Origin of the sequence: Streptomyces sp. NPDC058773, from assembly GCF_042746015.1 — a bacterium.
Lineage (GTDB): Bacteria > Actinomycetota > Actinomycetes > Streptomycetales > Streptomycetaceae > Streptomyces.
The window spans coordinates 14,136-37,579 of sequence record NZ_JBHYPE010000012.1 but is presented as its reverse complement, the minus strand read 5'-3'; the positions used below and the strand labels follow the sequence as shown (position 1 = coordinate 37,579).

Below are 23,444 nucleotides of genomic sequence, written 5' to 3'. Positions count from 1 at the left end.
ACCCGAGGTTCTTAGCCTCCCGTCGGTGATGTGCCGCGTTTCTGCTGATGCACAAGGAGTTCCCCGATGAGTGGTCCGAAGGCCCAGGCGCAGTGGCAGGGAGTGGAGCGGACGTTCGCCGCGCTGACGCTTCCCGAGCTCTTCGAGGACCAGGTGCGGCGTACTCCTGACGCGCCGGCGCTCGGCTGTGGTGACGAGCAGCTCAGCTACCGGGAGTTGAACGCCCGCGCCAACCGGCTGGCCCGGCTGCTGACGGAGCGGGGCGTGGGGCCCGAGCGGATCGTGGCGGTCCTGGTGCCGCGGTCCGTCGATCTCGTGGTGTCGCTGCTGGCGGTGGCGAAGACCGGGGCCGCCTATCTGCCCATGGACACCGACTACCCGGCGGACCGCGTCGCCTTCATGCTGGCCGACGCGCGGCCGGCCTGCCTGCTCACCACGGCCGGGGCCGGGGCGACGACGGAGGACTTCGACGGGCGGGCCGTGCTGCTGGACGCTCCGGACGTGGCGCAGGCGCTGTCGCGGGCCGCGGAGACCGACCTCGGCGACGGGGAACGGACCGGCCCGCTGCGTCCGGCACATCCCGCCTATGTCATCTACACCTCCGGCTCCACCGGCGTGCCCAAGGCCGTCGTGATCGAGCACCGGGCGCTCGCCGACTATCTCGGCTGGTCGCGCCAGACTTACCCGAGCGTCCGCGGCACCTCGCTGTGGCACTCGTCGGTGTCCTTCGACATGACCGTCACCTCGCTGTGGGTGCCGCTGGTCACCGGCGGCCGGGTGCTGGCGGGGCCGCTGGACGAGGACGCGTTCGGCGGTACGCCGGAGTGCACCTTCCTCAAGGCCACCCCCAGCCATCTGCCGCTGCTCGACGTGCTCCCGGCGGGCTTCTCCCCCACCGAGGAACTCATGCTCGGCGGTGAGGCGCTGATCGGCTCCGTGCTGGACGAGTGGCGGCGGCGCAACCCGGCGGCCACCGTGCTGAATGTCTACGGGCCGACCGAAGTGACCGTCAACGCGGCCGAGTTCCGGCTCGAACCCGGCGAGCCGACCCCCGACGGGGTGCTGCCGCTGGGCCGGCTGATGGACAACGCCCGCGGCTATGTCCTCGACACCGCGCTGCGGCCGGTCGGGGAGGGTGTCGCCGGTGAGCTCTACATCGCCGGGCCGGGGCTCGCGCGGGGGTATCTGGGGCGACCGGGGCTGACGTCGGAGCGGTTCGTGGCCGATCCGTACGGCGCGCCCGGCAGCCGGATGTACCGCACGGGCGACCTGGCGCGCTGGCGGGCCGACGGGCAGCTGGAGTTCCTGGGCCGCACCGACCACCAGGTGAAGGTGCGCGGCCACCGGGTCGAGCCCGGGGAGATCGAGGCGGCGCTGATGCGGCACCCGCGGGTCTCCCGGACCGTGGTGCTGGTCCGCGAGGACCGTGCGGGCGATCAGCGGATCGTCGCCTACGTGACGGGGACAACGACGGGGACGGGCGATGCCCAGGCACCCGAGCCGGCGGCGCTGCGGGAGCTGGTCGCGGAGTCGCTGCCCGACTACATGGTCCCGTCGGCCATCGTGGTCCTGGAGCAGTGGCCGCTGACCCCGAACGGCAAGGTCGACCGGGCTCAACTGCCCGCCCCCGACTACGCCTCGCACGCCGAGACCGGCGGCCGGGCGCCCCGCGACGCCACCGAGGAGACCCTCGCCGCCCTCTTCGCCGAGGTCCTGGGCCTGCCCGCGGTCACCATCGACGACAATTTCTTCCACCTCGGCGGACACTCCCTGCTCGCCACCCGCCTCATCAGCCGGGTCCGCGCCGCGCTGCACGCCGACTTCACCGTCCGCGACCTCTTCGAGCACCCCACGGTCGCCGCGCTCGCGCCCCGGCTCCCCGGCGCGCCCACCGCCCGCCGCCCGCTCACACCGGCCGATCCTCGCCCGGCGCACCTTCCCCTCTCCCCCGCGCAGCGCCGCCTCTGGTTCGCGTACCGGCTCGAAGGACCCAGCCCCACCTACAACCTCGCGCAGGCGTTCCGGATCGGCGGCGTCCTCGACCACGCCGCGCTGGCCGCCGCGCTGGCCGACCTCACCGAGCGGCACGAAGCGCTCCGCACCCGCATCACCGAGCACGACGGCGAGCCCCGGCAGACCGTCCAACCTGCCGACCAGGCACGCCCGGAGCTCCCTCTCCTCCCCACCACCGAGGACCAACTCCCGTACCTCCTCGCCGAGCAGGCCGCGTACGCCTTCGACCTCACCCACGAGAACCCGCTGCGCGCCGCCCTCTTCCGCCTGGGCGAGCAGGAGCACGTGCTGCTGCTGGTGATGCACCACATCGCGGGCGACGGCTGGTCGACGGCCCCGCTCCTGAAGGACCTCGGCGCGGCCTACACCGCCCGCCGCGACGGCACCGCGCCCGCCTGGCGGCCGCTCGCCGTCCAGTACGCCGACTACACCCTCTGGCAGCGGGAGATCCTGGGCACAGAGGACGTTCCCAGCAGCCTTGCGAGCACCCAACTCGACTACTGGCAGGGCCAGTTGAGAGGGCTGCCGGAGTTGCTGGAGCTGCCGCTCGACCGGCCGCGGCCCGCCGTCGCCTCGCACCGCGGCGCGAGCGTCCGCTTCGCGCTGGACGCGGGGCTGCACCAGGGCGTGGTGCGGCTGGCGCGCGAGTGCGATGTCACGGTCTTCATGGTCTTCCAGGCCGCGGTCGCCGCGCTGCTGTCGCGGCTCGGCGCGGGCACCGACATCCCCCTGGGCACCGCCGTCGCCGGACGCACCGACGACGCCCTCGACGACCTCGTCGGCTTCTTCGTCAACACCCTCGTCCTGCGCACCGATGTCTCCGGCGACCCCACCTTCCGCGAACTCCTCGCCCGGGTCCGGGAGACCGGCCTCGCCGCCTACGCCCACCAGGACGTCCCCTTCGAGCGCGTCGTCGAGGCGGTCAACCCGGCCCGTACGCTCTCCCACACCCCGCTGTTCCAGACGATGCTGACCTCGCAGAACGTCCTGGACGGGGGCCCCGGCCCGGCCGGTCTCGATGCGGTGACCGAGGACGTGCCGCGGCGGACCGCGCGGTTCGACCTGTCCTTCCACACCTGGGAGCGCCAGGCCGCCGACGGTGCGGCGGCGGGGGTGGACGGACTGCTGGAGTACGCCACCGACCTCTTCGACGCGGCCACCGCCGAGGCGCTGGCGGCCCGGCTGGTCCGGCTGCTCGGCGCGGCCGTCGCCGGGCCCGGTCTGCCGGTCGGGCAGCTGGACCTGCTGACCTCCGGCGAGCGGGACCGGCTGCTGCACGCGTGGCAGGGCGAGCGGCGGGAGCTGTCCGGGCGGACCGTTCCGGAGCTGTTCGAGGACCGGGCCGCGCAGCACCCGGACGCCGTCGCCGTGGTGCACGACGACCGTGCGCTGACCTACCGGGAGCTGAACGAGCGGGCCAACCGGCTGGCCCGGGAGCTGGTCGCGCGGGGCGTGGGACCGGAGAGCTATGTCGCGGTGGCGATGCACCGGTCGGTGGAGCTGGTGGTCGCGCTGATGGCGGTGCTGAAGGCCGGCGGCGCGTATCTGCCGCTGGACCCGGCCTATCCGGCGGAGCGGCTCGGCTTCATGCTGGCGGATGTGGCGCCGGTGCTGGTGCTGACCGGGCGCGGAGTGGTCGAGGAGGTCCCGGCCCCCTGCCCGCTGCTGCGGCTCGACGAGCCCGCCACGGCCGACGGAGTGGCGGCACGGTCCGCCGCCGACCTCACCGACGCGGACCGCAACGGCCCGCTGTCGCTGGACAACGCCGCCTTCGTGATCTTCACCTCGGGCTCCACCGGCCGCCCCAAGGGCGTCACGGTCCAGCACCGCTCCCTCGACGGCTATCTGTCCTGGACCCGGTCCGCCTACCCCGGGGTCGCGGGGACCGCGCTGGTGCACTCGCCGGTCGCCTTCGACCTCACCGCGACCGGTCTGTTCGCCCCGCTCACCTCGGGCGGCTGTGTGCGGCTGATCGAGCTGGACGCGTCGAGCGCGGCGGCCGAGGGCGAGCAAAGCCCCAGCTTCGTGAAGGCCACCCCGAGCCATCTGCCGCTGCTGATCGAGCTGCCCGACGCGTTCTCGCCCGACGAGCAGCTGGTGCTCGGCGGGGAGTCGCTGATGGGCGAGGTGCTGGACGAGTGGCGGGCCCGGCACCCGGGCGCGACCGTCATCAACGAGTACGGTCCGACGGAGGCCACGGTCGGCTGCTCGGAGTACCGCATCGAGCCGGGCGACACCGTCCCGGCGGGTGTCGTCACCATCGGCCGGCCCGTCTGGAACACCCAGATGTTCGTGCTGGACGCGCGGCTGCAGCCCGTCCCGGTGGGCAGCCCCGGAGAGCTGTACATCGCCGGGGACCTGGTGACCCGCGGCTACCACCGGCGCCCCGACCTGACCTCCACCCGCTTCGTCGCCAACCCCTTCGGGCCGCCCGGCAGCCGGATGTACCGGTCCGGCGACCTCGGCCGGTGGCGGGCGGACGGGCAGCTGGAGTTCATCGCCCGGGTCGACGACCAGGTCAAGATCCGGGGCTTCCGGATCGAACTCGGCGAGATCGAGGGCGTGCTCGGCGCGCACCCCGCACTCGCCCAGGCCGCGGTGATCGTGCGGGAGGACCGGCCCGGCGACAAGCGGCTGGCCGGTTACGTGGTCCCGGCTCCCGGGTGCTCCCCGGACCCGGCGGAGCTGCGCCGGTACGCCGCCGCGCAACTGCCCGACTACATGGTGCCGGTGGCCTTCGTGCTGCTCGACCGGCTGCCGCTGACGGTCAACCGGAAGCTGGACCGCCGGGCGCTGCCGGTGCCCGACTACGGCGCCGCCCGCGGCCCCGGGCGGGGCCCGCGCACCGCGCGGGAGGAGATCCTGAGCGGCGCGTTCGCCGAGGTGCTGGGCCTGCCGCGGGTGGGCGTGGACGACAACTTCTTCGATCTGGGCGGCCATTCGCTGCTGGCGACCCGGCTGATCGCCGGGCTGCGCGGTGCGCTGGGCGTGGAGCTGTCCATCCGGGCGGTGTTCGAGACGCCCACGGTGGCGGGGCTGGCGGCCCGGCTCGCCGAGGCGGAGCGGGCCCGACCCGCGCTGGTGGCGGCCGAGCGCCCGGAGCGGGTACCGCTGTCGTTCGCCCAGCGGCGGCTGTGGTTCATCCACCGCCTCCAGGGCTCCAGCGTCACCTACAACATCCCCACCTGGATACGGCTGACCGGCCCGCTGGACCAGGACGCGCTGCGGGCCGCGGTCGCGGACCTGGTGGCCCGGCACGAGGTGCTGCGCACCGTCTACCCGGAGGAGGCCGGTGAGCCGTACCAGCAGGTCCTGCCCGTCGGCGCGCTGACGCCGGAAGTGACCTTCGCCCCGGTGGCGGGGGAGGCGGAGCTGGCCGGCGCGCTGGCGCAGGCGGCGCTGCACCCGTTCGGCCTGGTCGGTGAACTCCCCCTTCAGGTCAGTGTGTTCTCGCTGAACGAGCGGGAGCATGTGCTGGCCGTGGTGATGCACCACATCGCCAGCGACGGCTGGTCCATGGCGCCGCTGGCCCGCGATCTGTCGGAGGCCTACGGCGCGCGCCTCGCGGGCCGGAGCCCGGCGCGGGACGCGCTGCCCGTCCAGTACGCCGACTACGCGCTGTGGCAGCGGGAGCTGCTGGGATCGGAGGACGTCCCGGGCAGCGTGATCTCCCAGCAGCTGGCGTTCTGGGAACGGGAGCTGGCCGGCGCCCCCGAGCTGATCGATCTGCCGCTGGACCGGCCCCGCCCCGCGGTGGCCGGCCACCACGGCGGCAGTGTGCAGCTGGAGCTGGACCCGGAGCTGCACCGGCAGCTGGTCGCACTGGCGCAGAGTTCCGGCGCCACGCTGTTCATGGTGCTGCACGCGGCGATCGCCGCACTGCTGTCGCGGCTCGGCGCCGGCACCGACGTCCCGGTCGGCACCGCCGTGGCGGGCCGTACCGACGAGGCGCTGGACGAGCTGGTCGGCTTCTTCATCAACACCCTGGTGCTGCGCACCGATCTGTCCGGGGACCCCACGTTCCGCGAGCTGCTGGCCCGCGCCCGGAAGACCGACCTGGCGGCATACGCCCACCAGGACGTGCCGTTCGAGCGGGTCGTCGAGGCGGTCAACCCGGACCGGGTGCTGTCGCATTCGCCGCTCGTGCAGGTCGTGACGACGCTCCAGAGCTACCGGCAGGGCGCCCTGGACTTCCCCGGCACGGAGGCGACCGCACCGAAGGTCACCAACGAGATCGCCAAGTTCGACCTGATCTTCTTCTGGGAGGAGCGGCAGGACGCGGAGCTGGCCCCGGACGGGATCGGTCTCGAAGTGAAGTACGCGACCGACCTGTTCGACCACGGGACCGCGGTGCAGATCGCGGACCGGCTGCTGCGGGTGCTGCGGGCGGCCGTCGCCGACCCGGACCGCCGGGTCGGGGCGTTCGAGATCCTCGCCCCGCAGGAGCGCGACCGGCTGCTCTCCGGCTGGAACGACACCGCCCGCGGCACGGCCGCCGCGACCCTGCCCGCGCTCTTCGAGGAGCGGGTGGACCGGGCCCCGGACGCCGCGGCGCTGGTCCACCGGGGCCGGACGTACCGCTACGCGGAGGTGGCGGAGCGGGTGAACCGGCTGGCCCGGCTGCTGGTCGAGCGGGGCGTGGGCCCGGAGCACGTGGTGGCGCTGGCGCTGCCGAAGTCGGCGGACCTGATCGTGGCGATGCTGGCCGTGGTCACGGCGGGCGGCGCCTATCTGCCGGTCGACCCGGAGTACCCGGCCGAGCGGATCGCGTACATGCTCGACGACGCCCGCCCCACGTGCCTGCTCACCCTCACCGGCACCGCCCTGCCCGAGACCGGCTGCCCCCGCCTCCTCCTCGACGACCCCGCCGTGGCCGCCGACCTCGACGGCCGGCCCGCCACGCCCCTCGACGCCCGCGCCTCACTCCAGCACCCCGCGTACGTCATCTACACCTCCGGCTCCACCGGCCGCCCCAAGGGCGTCGAGGTCACCCACGCCGGAGTGGCGTCGCTGGCGGCCTCCGCCCGGGAGAACTACCTCCTCGACGGCGACAGCCGGGTGCTCCAGCTCTCCTCGCCCAGCTTCGACGCCTCGGTGATCGAACTGGTCATGGCGCTCACCACGGGCGCCGCCCTGGTGGTCCCGGACGGCCCGCCGCCGGCCGGTGAGGAGCTGGCCGCGCTGCTGCGGGACCAGCGGATCACCCACACCCTGATCCCGCCGGCCACGCTGGCGACCGTCCCGGACGGCGAACTGCCGGAGCTGCGCACGCTGGTGACCGGCGCGGACGCGGTGAGCGTGGAGCTGGCGGGCCGCTGGGCCACCCGCCACCGCATGATCAACTCGTACGGTCCGACCGAGTCCACCGTCGCCGCCACCATGAGCCGCCCGCTGTCCGGCGAGGGCGTCCCGCCGATCGGCGTCCCGGTCGCCAACACCCGGGTGTACGTGCTGGACGCGGGGCTGCGGCCGGTGCCGGCCGGGGTCCCCGGTGAGCTGTACCTCGCCGGGCACGGCCTCGCGCGCGGCTACCGGAACCGGGCGGCGCTGACCGCGGAGCGCTTCGTGGCGAACCCGTACGGGGTGCCCGGCGAGCGGATGTACCGCACCGGGGACCTGGTGCGCTGGCGCGCCGACGGCGAGCTGGAGTACGTCGGCCGGACCGACGCCCAGGTGAAGGTGCGCGGCTTCCGCATCGAACTCGGCGAGATCGAGGCCGTGCTGGACGCCCACCCGCGGGTCAAGCAGACGGTGGCGCTGGTCCGCGAGGACACCCCCGGCGACCGGCGCATCGTGGCGTACACCGAACTGCTCCCGGAGCTGTCCGGACCGACGCCCGCCGACGAGCTGCTGGAGCAGATCTCCGGCAGCCTGCCCCGGCACATGGTGCCGTCCGCGGTCGTCGTGGTGGAGCGGTGGCCGCTGACGCCGAACGGCAAGGTCGACCGCAAGGCGCTGCCCGCGCCGGGCCGTCCGGCGCCGTCCGCCGGGCACGAGGCGCCGCGCACCCCGCGCGAGGAGAAGCTCTGCACCCTCTTCGCCGAGCTGCTCGGGCTGCCGGAGGTCGGCATCCACGACAGCTTCTTCCGGCTGGGCGGGCACTCCCTGCTGGCGACCAGGCTGATCAGCGGCATCCGGGCCGCGCTCGGCGCCGAGGTCACGGTCCGGACGATCTTCGAGAATCCGACCGTCGCCCAGCTCGCGCAGCAACTCGACGGCGCCCGCAAGGCCCGTCCGTCGCTCCGGTCCATGCGCCGCAGGCCGTCGTCCTGAACCACCGGCGGTGCCGTCCGCCGGGCGGAGCCGTCCGCCCGGCCATCCCTCTTCGTCGCACGTCCCTGAAGGAGTCCCGTTGTTCCCCATGTCGTTCGCCCAGCGCCGGCTGTGGTTCGCGTTCCAGCTGGAGGGACCCAGCCCGACGTACAACTGCCCCCTGTACGTGCGTCTGTCGGGCGAGCTGAACCGGGACGCGCTGGTCGCCGCGGTCGGGGAGGTGACCGGCCGGCACGAGGTGCTGCGGACCCGGTTCGCCGAGGAGGCCGGTGAGCCCCGCCAGGTGGTGCTGTCGCCGGAGGAGGGGCGGCCGGAGGTCCGGTTCGTGGAGCTCGACGGGGAGGCGGCGCTGACCGCGGCGCTGTCGGAGCAGGCGCGGTACTGCTTCGACCTCACGGCCGAGGTGCCGCTGCGGGTCACGCTCTACCGGGTCGCCGAGCGGGAGCACGTACTGCTGTTGCTGATGCACCACATCGCGGGCGACGGCTGGTCGATGGCACCGCTGGCCCGCGATCTGTCGGAGGCGTACGCCGCCCGGTGCGCGGGCACCGCCCCGCAGTGGGAGCCGCTGCCGGTCCAGTACGCCGACTACGCCCTGTGGCAGCAGGACGTGCTGGGCTCCGAGGACGACCCGGAGAGCCTGCTGTCCGAGCAACTCGGCTACTGGCAGCGGCAGTTGGCCGGAGCGCCGGAGCTGCTCGAACTGCCGCTGGACCACCCGCGCCCGGCGGTGGCGAGCCACCGTGGCGCGACCGTGCGCTACACCCTGGACGCCGGTCTGCACCGGCGGCTGGTGGAGCTGGCCCGCGCCTGCGACGCCACGGTCTTCATGGTCGTCCAGGCCGGGCTGGCGGTGCTGCTGTCGCGGCTGGGGGCCGGCGCGGACATCCCGGTCGGGACCGCGGTGGCGGGCCGTACCGACGAGGCCCTGGACGACCTCGTCGGCTTCTTCGTCAACACCCTGGTGCTGCGCACCGATGTCTCCGGCGACCCGGCCTTCCGGGAGCTGGTGGCCCGGGTCCGGGAGACCGACCTCGCCGCCTACGCCCACCAGGACGTGCCGTTCGAGCGGGTCGTCGAGGCCGTCAACCCGGACCGGTCGCTGTCCCACACCCCGCTCTTCCAGGTGCTGCTGACCCTGCAGAGCAACGCGGGCAGCACCTTCTGTCTCCCGGGCGTCGAGGCCTCGTTCGGCGATGTGGCGACCGGGGTCGCCAAGACGGATCTGACCTTCTACCTGGAGGAGCGGTACACCCCGGAGCAGGCCCCGGCGGGCATGACCGGCGAGATCCAGTACGCCGTGGACCTGTTCCGGGAGGAGAGCGCACAGGTCCTGGCGCAGCGGCTGATCCGGGTGCTCGACGCGGTGACCGCGGACCCGGACCGCGCGGTGAGCCAGGCTCCGGTGCTCGACGCGGCCGAGCACCGGCAGCTGGTCGTGGAGCGCAACGCCACCGGGCGCACGGTTCCGGCGGCGACCGTGCCGGAGCTCTTCGAGACCTGGGCGGACCGCGCTCCGCAGGCGCCCGCCGTGGTGTTCGAGGACCGGGTGCTGAGTTATGCGGAGGTCTCCCAGCGGGCGAACCGGCTGGCCCGGCTGCTGGTGGAGCGGGGCGTGGGCCCGGAGCGGGTGGTGGCGCTCGCCCTGCCGCGCTCCCCGGAGATGGTGGTCGCGGCGCTGGCGGTGCACAAGGCGGGCGGGGCGTATCTGCCCGTCGACCCGGAGTACCCCGCCGAGCGGATCGCGTACATGCTCGACGACGCCCGCCCCGCCTGCCTGCTCACCGTCGGCGGCGTGGCCCTCCCCGAGAGCGGCTGCCCACGCATCCTCCTCGACGACCCCGCCGTGGCCGCCGACCTCGACGGCCGGCCCGCCACACCCCTCGACGCCCGCGCCTCACTCCAGCACCCCGCGTACGTCATCTACACCTCCGGCTCCACCGGCCGCCCCAAGGGCGTCGAGGTCACCCACGCCGGAGTGGCGTCGCTGGCGGCCACCCACGCCGAGGCGTTCGCGGTGGGACCCCGGTCCCGGGTGCTCCAGTTCGCCTCGCTGAGCTTCGACGCCGCGGCCTGGGAACTGATCATGGCGCTCACCACCGGCGCCGCGCTCGTGGTGGCACCCGCGCACCGGCTGGCGCCCGGCGCGCCGCTGGCCCGGCTGCTGGCCGAACAGCGGGTCACCCACGCCACGCTGCCGCCCGCCGCGCTCGGCGCACTGGGCCCGGACGCGCTGCCGGACGGGATGACGCTGGTGGTGGCGGGCGAGGCCTGCGCCCCGGAGCTGGTGGGGCGCTGGTCGGCCGGGCGCCGGATGGTGAACGCCTACGGGCCGACCGAGGCCACGGTGTGCGCCACCATGAGCGCACCGCTCTCGGGCGCCCAAGTACCGCCGATCGGCGGCCCCATCCACAACGCCCGGGTCTACGTCCTGGACGCGGCGCTGCGCCCGGTGCCCACGGGGGTCGCGGGCGAGCTGTACGTCACCGGTCCGGGCCTCGCGCGGGGGTATCTGGGGCGGCCGGGCCTGACGTCGGAACGCTTCGTCGCCGACCCGTACGGCGCACCGGGCAGCCGGATGTACCGCACCGGCGACCTGGCTCGGTGGCGGGCCGACGGCCAGCTGGAGTTCCTCGGGCGCACCGACCACCAGGTGAAGATCCGGGGCTTCCGGATCGAACTCGGCGAGATCGAAGCCGCCCTGAGCGCCACCGGACTGGTGGCGGAGGCGCTGGTCACCGTGCATGACGACGCTGCCGCCGGGCGCCGGCTGGTCGCCTATGTGACGGGGACGGCGACGGGGACGGGCGGCGCCGAGGCCCCCGAGCCGGCCGCGCTGCGGGAGCTGGTCGCGGAGTCGCTGCCCGACTACATGGTCCCGTCCGCCGTCGTCGTCCTGGAGCAGTGGCCGCTGACCCCCAACGGCAAGGTGGACCGGGACCGCCTGCCCGCCCCCGACTACGCCTCGCACGCCGAAGGCGACGGCCGGGCGCCCCGCGACGCCACCGAAGAGACCCTCATCGCGCTCTTCGCCGAGGTCCTGGGCCTGCCCGCGGTCACCATCGACGACAACTTCTTCCACCTCGGCGGACACTCGCTGCTCGCCACCCGCCTGCTGAGCCGTATCCGCACCGCCCTGCACGCCGAACTCCCGCTGCGGGCCCTCTTCGAGCACCCCACCGTCGCCGCGCTCGCGCCCCGGATCGGCACCGCGCGCACCGCACGCACGCCGCTGACCGCCACCACGCCGCGCCCGGAGCACCTCCCCCTCTCCCCCGCGCAGCGCCGCCTCTGGTTCGCCTACCGGCTCGAAGGCCCCAGCCCCACCTACAACATCCCGCACGCCCTGCGTCTGACCGGGCCGCTGGACCACTCCGCCCTGGCCGCCGCGCTCGCCGATCTCACCGAGCGGCACGAGACCCTGCGCACCCGCATCACCGAGCACGACGGCGAGCCGCGGCAGACCGTCCTGCCCGCCGACGAGGCACGCCCCGGCCTCCCCCTCGTCCCCACCACCGAGGACCAGCTCCCCCACCGCCTCGCCGAGCAGGCCGCGTACGCCTTCGACCTCACCCACGAGAACCCGCTGCGCGCCACGCTCTACCGCCTCGGCGAGCAGGACCACGTCCTGCTGCTCCTGATGCACCACATCGCGGGCGACGGCTGGTCCATGGGCCCGCTCCTCACCGACCTCGCCACCGCCTACACCGCGCGCCACCGCGGCACCCCGCCCGCCTGGCGGCCGCTCGCCGTCCAGTACGCCGACTACACCCTCTGGCAGCAGGAGGTCCTCGGCTCCGAGGACGACCCGGAGAGCCTGATATCCCGGCAACTCGACTACTGGCGCGACCAGTTGACGGGCGCCCCGGAGCTGCTGGAGCTGCCGCTCGACCATCCGCGGCCGGCCGTCGCCTCCCACCGGGGCGGCACCGTCGAGCTGACCGTCGACGCCGAGGTGCACCAGCGGCTGGCCGCGCTCGCGCAGGACACCGACGCCACGCTGTTCATGGTGCTGCACACGGCGGTCGCCGCGCTGCTGTCGCGGCTCGGCGCGGGCACCGACATCCCCCTGGGCACCGCCGTCGCCGGACGCACCGACGACGCCCTCGACGACCTCGTCGGCCTGTTCATCAACACCCTCGTCCTGCGCACCGATGTCTCCGGCGACCCCACCTTCCGCGAACTCCTCGCCCGGGTCCGGGAGACCGACCTCGCCGCCTACGCCCACCAGGACGTCCCCTTCGAGCGCGTCGTCGAGGCGGCCCAGGTCTCCCGGGTGCTCTCGCACATCCCGCTCGCCCAGGTGATGCTGCACCTGCAGAACACCGCGGACGCGCCGGGCAGCCTGCACGACGGTCTGCGGATGGCCACCGAGCCGACCACGCTGGAGGCGGCCAAGTCCGATCTGTCCTTCGGCCTGCGCGAGCGGTTCACCGCATCCGGCCGGCCCGCCGGACTGACCGGCACCCTCGAATACGCCGAGGACCTCTTCGGCCGCGACGGGGCGCAGGCCCTCGCCGACCGGCTGGTGCGGCTGCTGACGGCCGCCGCGGCCGCCCCGGACCGCCCGGTCGGCGAGATCGGCCTGCTGGCGCCCGGCGAACGGCACCGGCTGCTGGTCGAGTGGAACGGCGACGCCGAGGAGGCGGCCCCGGCCACGCTGCCGCAGCTGTTCGAGGCCCAGGCCGCGCGTACCCCCGAGGCCGTGGCGGTGGTGTACGAGGGCACGTCGCTGACGTACCGCGAGCTCAACGCGCGGGCGAACCGGCTGGCCCGGCTGCTGGTGGCGCACGGCGCCGGCCCGGAACGCTTCGTGGCGCTGGCGCTGCCGCGGACCGCCGACCTGGTCGTGGCGCTGCTGGCGGTGGTGAAGTCCGGGGCGGCCTATGTGCCGGTTGACCCGTCCTACCCGGCGGACCGGACCGCGTACATGCTCGCCGACGCCGCCCCCGCGCTGCTGGTGAGCACCGAGGGCGCCGCGGCCGGACTGCCGGAGTCCGGGACCCCGGCCCTGCTGCTGGACGACCCCGGCACGGTCCGCGCACTGGCCGGGTACGCCGCCGGCGACCTGACCGACGCGGACCGCGGCGGCCCGCTGTCGCCGTCGAACGCCGCGTATGTCATCTACACCTCCGGCTCGACGGGCCGCCCCAAGGGCGTCGTCGTCCCGCACCGCAATGTCGGGCGGCTGTTCGCGGCGACCGAGGAGTGGTTCGGGTTCGGCCCGGACGACGTGTGGACGCTGTTCCACTCCTACGCCTTCGACTTCTCGGTGTGGGAGCTGTGGGGGCCGCTGCTGTACGGCGGCCGGCTGGTGGTGGTGCCGTACGCGGTGAGCCGCTCCCCGGAGGACTTCCTGCGGCTGCTGGTCACCGAGCGGGTGACGGTCCTCAACCAGACGCCGTCGGCGTTCTACCAGCTGATGCAGGCCGACGCGGAACAGCCCGAGCTCGGCCGCCAACTGGCCCTGCGCCGGGTGGTGTTCGGCGGGGAGGCGCTGGACCTGGGCCGGATGGCCGAGTGGTACCGCCAGCACGGGGACACCGCCCCGGTCCTGGTGAACATGTACGGGATCACCGAGACCACCGTGCACGTCAGCCATCTGCCGCTGGACGAGCGGGCGGTGGCCGGACAGACCCGCAGCCTGATCGGCCGGGGCATCCCCGACCTGCGGGTCTATGTGCTCGGCGACCGGCTGGAGCCGCTGCCGCCGAACGTGCCCGGTGAGATGTATGTGGCGGGCGCCGGACCGGCCCGCGGCTATCTGCACCAGCCCGCGCTGAGCGCCGCGCGGTTCGTGGCCGACCCGTTCGGCCCGCCGGGCGCCCGGATGTACCGCACCGGGGATGTGGCGCGCTGGACGGCCGACGGGCAGCTGGAATACCTCGGGCGCGCCGACGACCAGGTGAAGGTGCGCGGCTTCCGGATCGAACTCGGCGAGATCGAGGCGGCGTTGGAGTCCCACGCGGCGGTGGCGCAGGCCCGGGTCGTGGTCCGGGAGGACACGCCCGGGGAGAAGCGGCTGGTGGCCTACGCGGTCCCGGAGGCCGGGGCGGGCGGGCTGCCCGCCGCGGGCGAACTGCGGGAGCACGTCTCCGGCACGCTGCCCGACCACATGCTCCCGGCCGCCGTCGTCGCCCTGGACGCACTGCCGCTGACGGCCAACGGCAAGCTCGACCAGAAGGCGCTGCCCGCCCCGGAATACACCGGCAGCACCACCGGGCGGGCCCCGCGCACCGCCCGCGAGGAGACGCTGTGCCGGGTCTTCGCCGAGGTGCTCGCCCTGGCACACCTCGGCATCGACGACAGCTTCTTCGGGCTCGGCGGGGACAGCATCAGCTCCATCCGGCTGGTCTCCCAGGCACGCGCCGCGGGGCTGGAGGTGACGGTCCGGCAGGTCTTCGAGTGCCGTACGGTCGCCGCGCTCGCCGCCGTCGCCACGGAGGTCACCCAGGACGCCACGGCCCGCCCGGCGGACGACGGCGTGGGCGGCTTCCCCATGACGCCGATCATGCACTGGCTGGACGGACAGGACGGCCCCACGGCGGGCTTCAACCAGTCCGTGACGGTCCGGGTCCCGGCCGGTCTCGGCGAAGGGCGGCTCACCGACGCCGTACAGCACTGGCTCGACCACCACGACATCCTGCGGCTGCGGATGGCACGCGACGAGGACGGCACGGGACGGCCGGTGGTCGGCCCGCCCGGATCGGTGGCGGCGGACTCCGTCGTGCGCCGGGTGGCGACCGCCGGACTGGCCGCCGGTGAACGGGACCTGGCGCTGGCCGAGCACGGCGAGAAGGCCCGGCTGCGGCTCTCCCCGCACGACGGGTGCGTGGTCCAGCTCGTCTGGTACGACGCCGGGGACGCGACACCGGGGCTGCTCCAGGTCCTGATCCACCACCTCGCGGTGGACGGCGTCTCCTGGCGCATCCTGCTGCCCGATCTCCAGGCCGCCTGGGAGGCCGCCGCGGACGGGCGGGCCCCGGCGTTCGCCGAGGTACGCACCTCGTTCCGCCAGTGGGCCCGGCAGCTGACCGAGAGCGCGCAGCAGCCCCGCTGGGAGGACGGCCTCACGCAGTGGACCACGGTCCTCGGCGACCCGTCGGCCGCCGCCGCCCTGCCCGGCGTACGGTCACCGGACCCGCGCACCGACACCGCGGAGACCGTGCGCCATCTGACCCTGACCCTGCCGCCGGAGCGCCTGGAACCGCTGCTGACGACGGTCCCGGCCGCCTTCCACGCGAACGTGAACGACGTCCTGCTGACCGGCTTCGCCCTCGCCGTCCTGGAGTGGCGCCGCCGGAGGGGCGACCACGCGGCGGCGGGCGTGCTGGTCGACCTGGAGGGCCACGGCCGCGAGGACATCGTGGACGGCGCGGACCTGTCCGGCACCGTCGGCTGGTTCACCAGCCTCTACCCGGCGCTGCTGGCCCCCGCGGCCCTCGACTGGGCGGAGCTGCGGGCCGGCGGCCCCGGAGTGGGCGCCGCGCTGAAGACGGTCAAGGAGCAGCTGCGCGCCCTGCCGGGCAACGGTGTCTCGTACGGCATGCTGCGCTACCTCAACCCGCGCACCGCGCCCGTCCTCGCCCAACTCCCCACCCCCTGCCTGGGGTTCAACTACCTGGGGCGGTTCGCGGCGGCGGGCGGGGACGGCGACGGCCTGTGGACCATGGCGAGCGGTCTGCCGTCCCCCGCCCCGCGCGACGCCGGGGCCGCGGTCCCGCACGCGCTGGAGGTCAACGCCCTCACCGAGGACCTGCCCGGCGGTCCGCGGCTGAACGCCACCTGGTCCTGGCCGGCCGGCCTGCTCGCGGAGCCGGACGTGCGCGAGCTCGCCGGGCTCTGGTTCGAGGCGCTGGACGCCCTGACCGCCCACACCGCCGGCACCGGGACCGGCGGCCACACACCCTCCGATCTCTCCCTCGGGCTCTCCCAGGACGAGATCGACGCACTTGAAGCAGAACTGGGGATGCTCTAATGACGAAGCAGTCCGCGCTGGAAGACGTCCTTCCGCTGACGCCGCTCCAGGAAGGCATGTTCTTCCACTCCTGGTACGACGACGAGGCGGTCGACGTCTACGGCGTCCAGATGGTCCTCGCCCTCGACGGACCGCTGCGCCCGGACCTGCTGCGGGCCTCGGTGGCGGCGCTCCTCAAGCGCCACCCCAACCTGCGGGCGGGCTTCCGGCAGCGGGCCAACGGCCAGCCGTTCCAGGTGATCCACCGCGAGGTGCCGCTCCCCTGGGAGGAGCTCGACCTCGGCGGGCACGACGACGCCCCGCGGCGGCTGGCGGAGTTCCTCACCGCCGACCGCGCCCGCCGCTTCCCGCTGGACCGTCCGCCGCTGATGCGGTTCACGCTGGTGCGGCTGGGCCCGGACCGGCACCGGCTGGTGCTCTCCAATCACCATCTGCTGCTGGACGGCTGGTCCACCCCGATCCTCGTACGGGAGCTGTTCACCCTCTACGAGCACGGGGGCGACGACCGGACCCTGCCGCCCGCCGTCCCGCACCGCAACTACTTCGGCTGGCTGGCCGCCCAGGACGACACCGCGGGCGAACGGGCCTGGCAGCAGGCGCTGGACGGGCTGCCCGGCCCCTCGCTGGTTGCGCCCGCCGACCCGGGCCGGGCACCGGTCGCCCCGGAGCGGGTGGTGGCCGCGTTCCCCGACGGCTTCGGCGGTGACCTCGACCGCTGCGCCCGGCAGCGCGGGCTGACCGTGAACACCCTGGTCCAGGGGGCCTGGGCGGTGGTCCTCGGCCGGCTCACCGGCCGCGACGACGTGGTCTTCGGCACGCTGGTCTCCGGCCGCCCGCCGGAGGTCGCCGGGATCGAATCGATGGTCGGGATGTTCATCAACACCGTCCCGGTCCGGGTGCGGCTCGACCCGGACGCCCCGGTGGCGGACAACCTGGCCCGGCTCCAGGACGAACAGACCGCGCTGCTCAGCCGGCACCACCTCGGTCTCGCACGCATCCAGCGGCAGGCCGGGGACGGCGATCTCTTCGACACCTTCGTGGTGTTCGAGAACGCCCCCGGCGACGACGGCACCCGGCCCTCGTACGCGGGGGTGCGGGTCGAGGTCGCCGAGGGCCATGACTCCGCGCACTACCCGCTGCGGGTGGTCGCCGGGCTCACCGGGCAGCGGCTCCAGGTCGAGCTGGAGTACCGCCCCGACCTCTTCGACCGGGACGAGGCGGAGGCCGTACTCGGCGCGCTGGAAGGGGTGCTGGGCGAGATCGTCGCCGGACCCGGCCGTCCCGTGGCCGGCCTGGCCTGCCCGCTGCCGGATGCCTTCCGGCGGCTGGGCTCCGGCACGCCGGCCACGGAGACCGGCCCGGCCGGGGCGCTGCCCCCGGTCACCAGGACGGCGCTCTCGGCCACCGAGGAGATCCTCCGCGGCCTCTTCGAGAGCGTGCTGGGCCACCCGTGCCCGGGGGTGGACGACAGCTTCTTCGCGCTGGGCGGGCAGTCGCTCACCGCGATCCGGCTGCTCAGCCGCATCCGTGCCGCCTTCGGTGTGGAGCTGCCGGTGCGGTCCGTCTTCGAGTCGCCGACCGTGGCCGGGCTGGCCGCCCGGCTGACGCAGGCGGACACCACCCGCCCGGCCCTGGCCCCGGCCGTGCGCCCGGAGCGGCTGCCGATGTCGTACGCCCAGCGCGGCCTGTGGTTCGCCTTCCAGCTGGAGGGGACAGGACCGACGTACAACATCCCGCTGCCGCTGCGCCTGCGCGGCACGCTGGACCGGGACGCGCTGCGGGCCGCCGTGTGGGACGTGACCGAGCGGCACGAGGCGCTGCGCACCCGGTTCGCGGACGTGGCCGGGGTGCCGTGCCAGATCGTGGTCCCCGCCGAGGAGGCCCGCCCGGAGCCGGAGTTCGTCAGCGTCGACAGCGAGGAGCAGTTGGCCGCCGCCCTGGCCGAGCGGACCGGGCGCGGCTTCGACCTGGCCGGGGAGCTTCCGCTGCGGGTGACGCTGCTGCAGCTCGACGCACCGGCCACGGCCGACGGGGTGGCGGCGCAGGAGCACGTCCTGCTGCTCCTGATGCACCACATCGTCAGCGACGGCTCCTCGCTGGCGCCGCTGGTCCGGGACCTGTCCGTGGCGTACGGGGCGCGGCTGCGGGGCGGTGCGCCCCGGTGGCGGCCGCTGCCGGTGCAGTACGCCGACTACGCGCTGTGGCAGCGGGAGCTGCTGGGCTCCGAGGACGACCCGGACAGCCTGCTGGCGCGCCAACTCACTTACTGGCGCGAGCAGTTGGCAGGTGTACCGGAGGTGCTGGACCTGCCGCTCGACCGGCCCCGCCCGGCGGTCGCCGGGCACCGCGGCGCGACGGCGCCGTTCACCCTGGACGCCGCCACCCACGAGCGGCTGACCGACCTGGCCCGGCGGTCCGACGCCACGGTCTTCATGGTGCTCCAGGCCGGGCTGGCGGTGCTGCTGTCGCGGCTCGGCGCGGGCAGCGACATCCCGGTCAGCACCGTGGTGGCGGGGCGCACCGACGAGTCGCTGGAGGAGCTGGTCGGCTACTTCGTCAACAACCTCGTGCTGCGCACCGATGTGTCCGGCGACCCGACCTTCCTGGAGCTGCTGGGGCGCGTCCGGGAGACCGACCTGGCCGCGTACGCGCACCAGGACGTGCCGTTCGAGCGCGTCGTCGAGGCGGTCAACCCCACCCGGACGCTGTCCCACGCGCCGCTCGCCCAGGTGGCGCTGATCCTCCAGAACACCGGCGCCACCCGGCTCGAACTGCCGGGCCTGGACGTCTCCTTCGAGGGCGAGGCCGACGCGGCCGCCAAGGTGGACCTCGCGTTCAACCTGAGCGAGTCCCGTACCTCCGAGGGCCGCCCGGCCGGCATCGGCGGACAGCTGGAGTTCGCCGCCGACCTCTTCGACCCGGCGACCGCGCGGCTGCTCACCGAACGGCTGGCGCGGCTGCTGGCCCACGCCTGCGACGGCCCCGACCTGCCGGTCAGCCGCCTGGAGGTGCTCTCCGCCGACGAGCGGGACGCGCTGCTCCAGAGCGGGCCGCACCGGCGCACCGCGCCGCCGGCGGCCACCTTCCCCGAGCTGTTCGAGCGCCAGGTCCGCCGCGCCCCGGACCGCCCCGCGCTGGAGACCGACCGCGTCCTCGGCTACGCGGAACTCAACGAGCGGGCCAACCGCCTGGCGCGGCTGCTGGTCGCGCGCGGCGCCGGCCCCGAGGGGGCGGTCGCGGTCGCGCTGCCGCCGTCCGGCCACCTGGCGGAGGCCGTCCTCGCGGTGCAGAAGGCCGGTGCGGTCTATCTTCCGCTGGACCCGGGCTACCCGGCGGAGCGGCTGGCCGCGATGGTCGCGGACGCCGCCCCCGTCCTGCTGCTGACCACCGGCCCGCTCGCCGGGCGGCTGCCGGAGACCGGTGCGCTGCCGGTGCTGCTGATGGACGATGCCGCCGTCGCGGACGCCTGCGCCGGACTGTCCGGTGCGGACCTCACCGACGCGGACCGGACCGCCCCGCTGCGGCTGGGCCACCCCGCGTACACGATCTTCACGTCCGGCACCACGGGCCGCCCCAAGGGCGTCGTGGTCACCCACACCGGGCTGGCCGCGTTCGCCGCCAACCAGGCCGCGCACTACGGCATCGAGGAGGGCAGCCGGGCGCTCCAGCTCGCCTCGCCCAGCTTCGACGTCTCGGTGGCGGAGTTCTTCTGGTCGCTGCTGTGCGGCGGATGCCTGGTCGTGCCGGAGGCGACGCCCACGGGCGCGGAGCTGGTCGAGGTCCTCCGGGAGCGCCGGATCAGCCATCTGATGATCCCGCCGTCGGTGCTGGCCGAGGTGCCGCGTGCCGAGCTGCCGGAGCTGCGGGTGATGATCACCGGCGCCGAGGTGCTGCCCGGCGAACTGGCCGCGTTCTGGGGCCGGGACCGGATGCTGATCAACGCCTACGGGCCCACCGAGGCCACCTGCGACGTCAGCTTCGCGGTCCGCGACCCGCTCGCCGCGGACGGGGCGGCGGTCATCGGGCGCCCGGTCGACGGCGCCCGGGTGTATCTGCTCGACCCGGCCCTGCAGCCGGTACCGGCCGGTGTGGTCGGCGAGTTGTACGTCTCCGGCACCGGGGTGGCCCGCGGCTATCTGCACCAGCCGGCGGTGACCGCGGACCGCTTCGTCGCCGACCCGTTCGGCGCTCCCGGGTCCCGGATGTACCGCACCGGGGACCTGGCGTACTGGGACGGCGAGGGGCAGCTCCGTTTCTGCGGCCGGGCCGACAGCCAGGTCAAGGTGCGCGGTTTCCGTATCGAACTCGGGGAGGTGCGGGAGGCGGTGAGCCGGTGCGCCGGGGTGGGCCGCGCCGTGGTGACGGTCCGCGAGGACCGGCCGGGCGACCGCCGGCTGGTGGCGTACGTCCAACACGCGCAGGGCGCACCGCCGTTGGACGCGGCGGCGCTGCGGGACGAGACCGCCGAGCGGCTCCCCTCGTACATGACCCCGTCCGCGTTCGTCGTCGTCGACAGCTGGCCGCTGACGCCGAACGGCAAGCTCGACCACCGGGCGCTGCCGGCACCCGCCCCGGTCACCGGGCGGTCCACCCGGCCGCCGGCCTCCCCGCAGGAGGAGCTGCTGTGCCGGCTCTTCGCGGAGGTCCTGGGGGCCGAACAGGTCGGCGTGGACGACAACTTCTTCGAGCTGGGCGGGCATTCGCTGCTGGCCACCCGGCTGGTGAGCCGGCTCGCGGCGCTGCTGGGCGGCACCCCGGCGCTGCGGGACGTCTTCGCCGCGCCGACCCCGGCCCGGCTCGCCGCGCAGCTCGCCGGGGGCGGCAGCAGCGCGTTCGAGGTGCTGCTGCCGCTGCGCACGGCGGGCAGCACCGCGCCGCTGTTCTGTGTCCACCCGGTCGCCGGCTTCAGCTGGCGCTACTCCGCGCTGCTCGGCGCGCTGGGCACCGAACACCCGGTGTACGCCCTGCAGTCCCGGGGCCTGGACGGCACCGAGCCGCCCGCCCGCTCCCTCGACGCGATGGCCGAGGACTACGTCCGCGAGATGCGCCGGGTGCAGCCGGAGGGGCCGTACCACCTGCTGGGCTGGTCGCTCGGCGGGATCATGGCGCACGCGGTGGCGACCACGCTCCAGGCACAGGGCGAGGAGGTGGCGCTGCTCGCCGTGCTCGACGCCTACCCGGCACCCGCCGACGGCCCCGGCACCGGCGGCCCCGCGGAGATCCTCACGCAGATGTACGAGGGCTACGCCGGTATCTACGGCCTGCCCGAGGGCGCCTCGCCGGAGCTGCCGGACCCGGACGTGATGCGGGCCCGGATCACCGACTGGCTGGGCCGCGGCGAGAGCGAGCTGCGCCATCTCGACGACGCCCAGCGGGCCGTGGCGCTGGACATCATGGTGAACAACGTGACGCTCACCAACGCCCGCCGGCTCGACCGCTTCCGCGGCACGATGCTGCTGGTGGTGGCCACCCGGAAGCAGCAGGAGTGGACCAGCCCCGAGGCCTGGAAGGAGTTCCTGGACGGCGAGCTGGAGATCCACGAGGTGGACTGTGAGCACGCCAGGATGCTGGAGCCGGAGCCGGCCGCCGACCTCTGCGCCGTCCTCGCACCGCGGATCGCCGGGCCGCAGGGTGCCACGGCCGGTGTGATCGTGGGCAGCGCCCGATGACCACCCCGGTGCTGCCCGCCGCGGCGGTCCTCGGCGTCCTGGGCGGGATGGGCCCGCTGGCCTCGGCGGAGTTCCTGCGGACGCTGTACGCGGGCGAGTGGCACGGGCCCGAACAGTCCCGCCCGCGGGTGCTGCTGGACTCCGACCCGGCCTTCCCGGACCGCACCGAGGCCATCCGGCAGGGCAGGACCCGGGAGATGAGCGAGCGGCTGGCGGACCGGCTGACACAGCTGCTGGAGCGGGGCGCCGACCAGGTGGTCGTGGTGTGCTTCACGGCGCACCACTTCCTCCCGCTGATCGATCCGGTGCTGCGCGCGCGGGTGGTGTCCCTGGTGGAGACCACCACCGCGGAACTGACCGCCGCCCCCGGCCGCTTCCTGATGCTGTCCACCGAGGGCACCCGCCGGGCGCGGATCTTCGAGTCGCAGCCCGGCTGGGAATCCGTCGCCCACCGGGTGGTCCGCCCCGACGAGGACGAGCAGGCCCGCGTCCACCGGCTGATCTACCGCATGAAGCGGCACGGCCCGCTGCCCCAGGAGGCGCTGCCGGAGGTGGACCGCCTGATGCGGCGGCACGACTGCACCGGCGTCGTCCTCGGCTGCACCGAATTCCATCTGGTGTCCCGGGAGCTGACGGAACGGTACGGCCCGGACCGGACGGTGGACGCCCTGCGCACCCTCGCCGTCCGGTTCCCGGCGGGGCTGCCGGCCCCTCAGCTGGTCAGCAGCCTGCCCACCTCGGCCACCAGGGAGGGCGCCTGCTCCAGCAGGTAGAAGTGGTCACCGGGCAGCACCCGCAGCCCGAAGTCCCCCTCGGTCACCTCCGCCCAGGCCCGCATGTCCGCTTCCTGGACATGCGGGTCACGGTCGCCGAGCAAACCGGTCACCGGCGCCGTGAGACGGGGCGGCGGACCGGACGGCTCGTAGTCGTCGATCAGCCGGTAGTCGGCGCGGAGGGCGGGCAGCAACAGCTCCCGCAGATCCGGGTGTTCCAGCGCGGCGGAGAACGTCCCACCGAGCCGCAGCACATCCCCCACCAGCACCTCATCACTCTCCCGGGAGATCCCGGAAGGCCGCAGCCGGGACGGTGCGCTGCGGCTGGAGACCAGCAGCCGGCGCAGCACCCGCCCGTGCCGCCGCTCGATCCGCAGCGCCACCTCATGCGCGACCGACGCACCCATGCTGTGCCCGAAGAAGGCGAGCGGCCGGTCCACGGCGGGCGCCAGCGCCTCGGCGATCCGGTCGGCCAGCTCATCCATCACCTCGACGGCGGGCTGCGTTATCCGGTCCTCCCGGCCGGGATAACAGACCGCGGCCAGCTCGATGTCCGCCGGCAGCCACTGCGGCCAGTCCCGGAAGAAGCTGGCCGCACCGCCCGCGTGCGGAAAGCACACCAGCCGCAGCCGGGCGTCCGGCACCGGCCGGGGCCGGCGGAACCACTCCTGGTCAAGGGCCCGGAGCGGCCCGTTCGCGGCGCGGGAAACAGTCATGGTCAACCCTTCGGGGAGAGAC

At 74.6% G+C, this 23,444-nt stretch carries 5 protein-coding genes; 4 read left to right on the top strand and 1 reads right to left on the bottom strand.

Features of this window, described 5'->3' with window-relative positions; all coding sequences use genetic code 11:
• The first annotated feature begins 66 nt into the window (after positions 1-66).
• From ACFW5B_RS13345 to ACFW5B_RS13330, 4 genes are all read left to right on the top strand, one after another.
• Positions 67-8,286, top strand: a complete 8,220-nt coding sequence (locus ACFW5B_RS13345) for an amino acid adenylation domain-containing protein (RefSeq protein WP_386437871.1) — start codon at positions 67-69, stop codon at positions 8,284-8,286.
• A gap of 88 nt (positions 8,287-8,374) precedes the next feature.
• Positions 8,375-16,264 carry an amino acid adenylation domain-containing protein gene (locus ACFW5B_RS13340; RefSeq protein ID WP_386437868.1) on the top strand — a complete coding sequence of 2,630 codons (7,890 nt, stop codon included), beginning with the start codon at positions 8,375-8,377 and terminating at the stop codon, positions 16,262-16,264.
• Positions 16,264-21,933, top strand: a complete 5,670-nt coding sequence (locus tag ACFW5B_RS13335) for an amino acid adenylation domain-containing protein (protein ID WP_386437865.1) — start codon at positions 16,264-16,266, stop codon at positions 21,931-21,933. The genes ACFW5B_RS13340 and ACFW5B_RS13335 overlap by 1 nt, the downstream gene beginning before the upstream one ends.
• The gene (locus tag ACFW5B_RS13330) at positions 21,930-22,706 is read left to right on the top strand and encodes an aspartate/glutamate racemase family protein (protein ID WP_386437862.1); all 777 of its coding nucleotides are present in this window, start codon (positions 21,930-21,932) and stop codon (positions 22,704-22,706) included. Before ACFW5B_RS13335 ends, ACFW5B_RS13330 begins: the two co-directional genes overlap by 4 nt.
• On the opposite strand, the gene ACFW5B_RS13325 is transcribed toward ACFW5B_RS13330, so the two are convergent.
• On the bottom strand, positions 22,646-23,422 hold the full coding sequence (locus ACFW5B_RS13325; protein WP_386437860.1) for a thioesterase II family protein: 777 nt from the start codon (positions 23,420-23,422) through the stop codon (positions 22,646-22,648). The genes ACFW5B_RS13330 and ACFW5B_RS13325 overlap by 61 nt on opposite strands.
• Positions 23,423-23,444 lie beyond the last annotated feature (22 nt).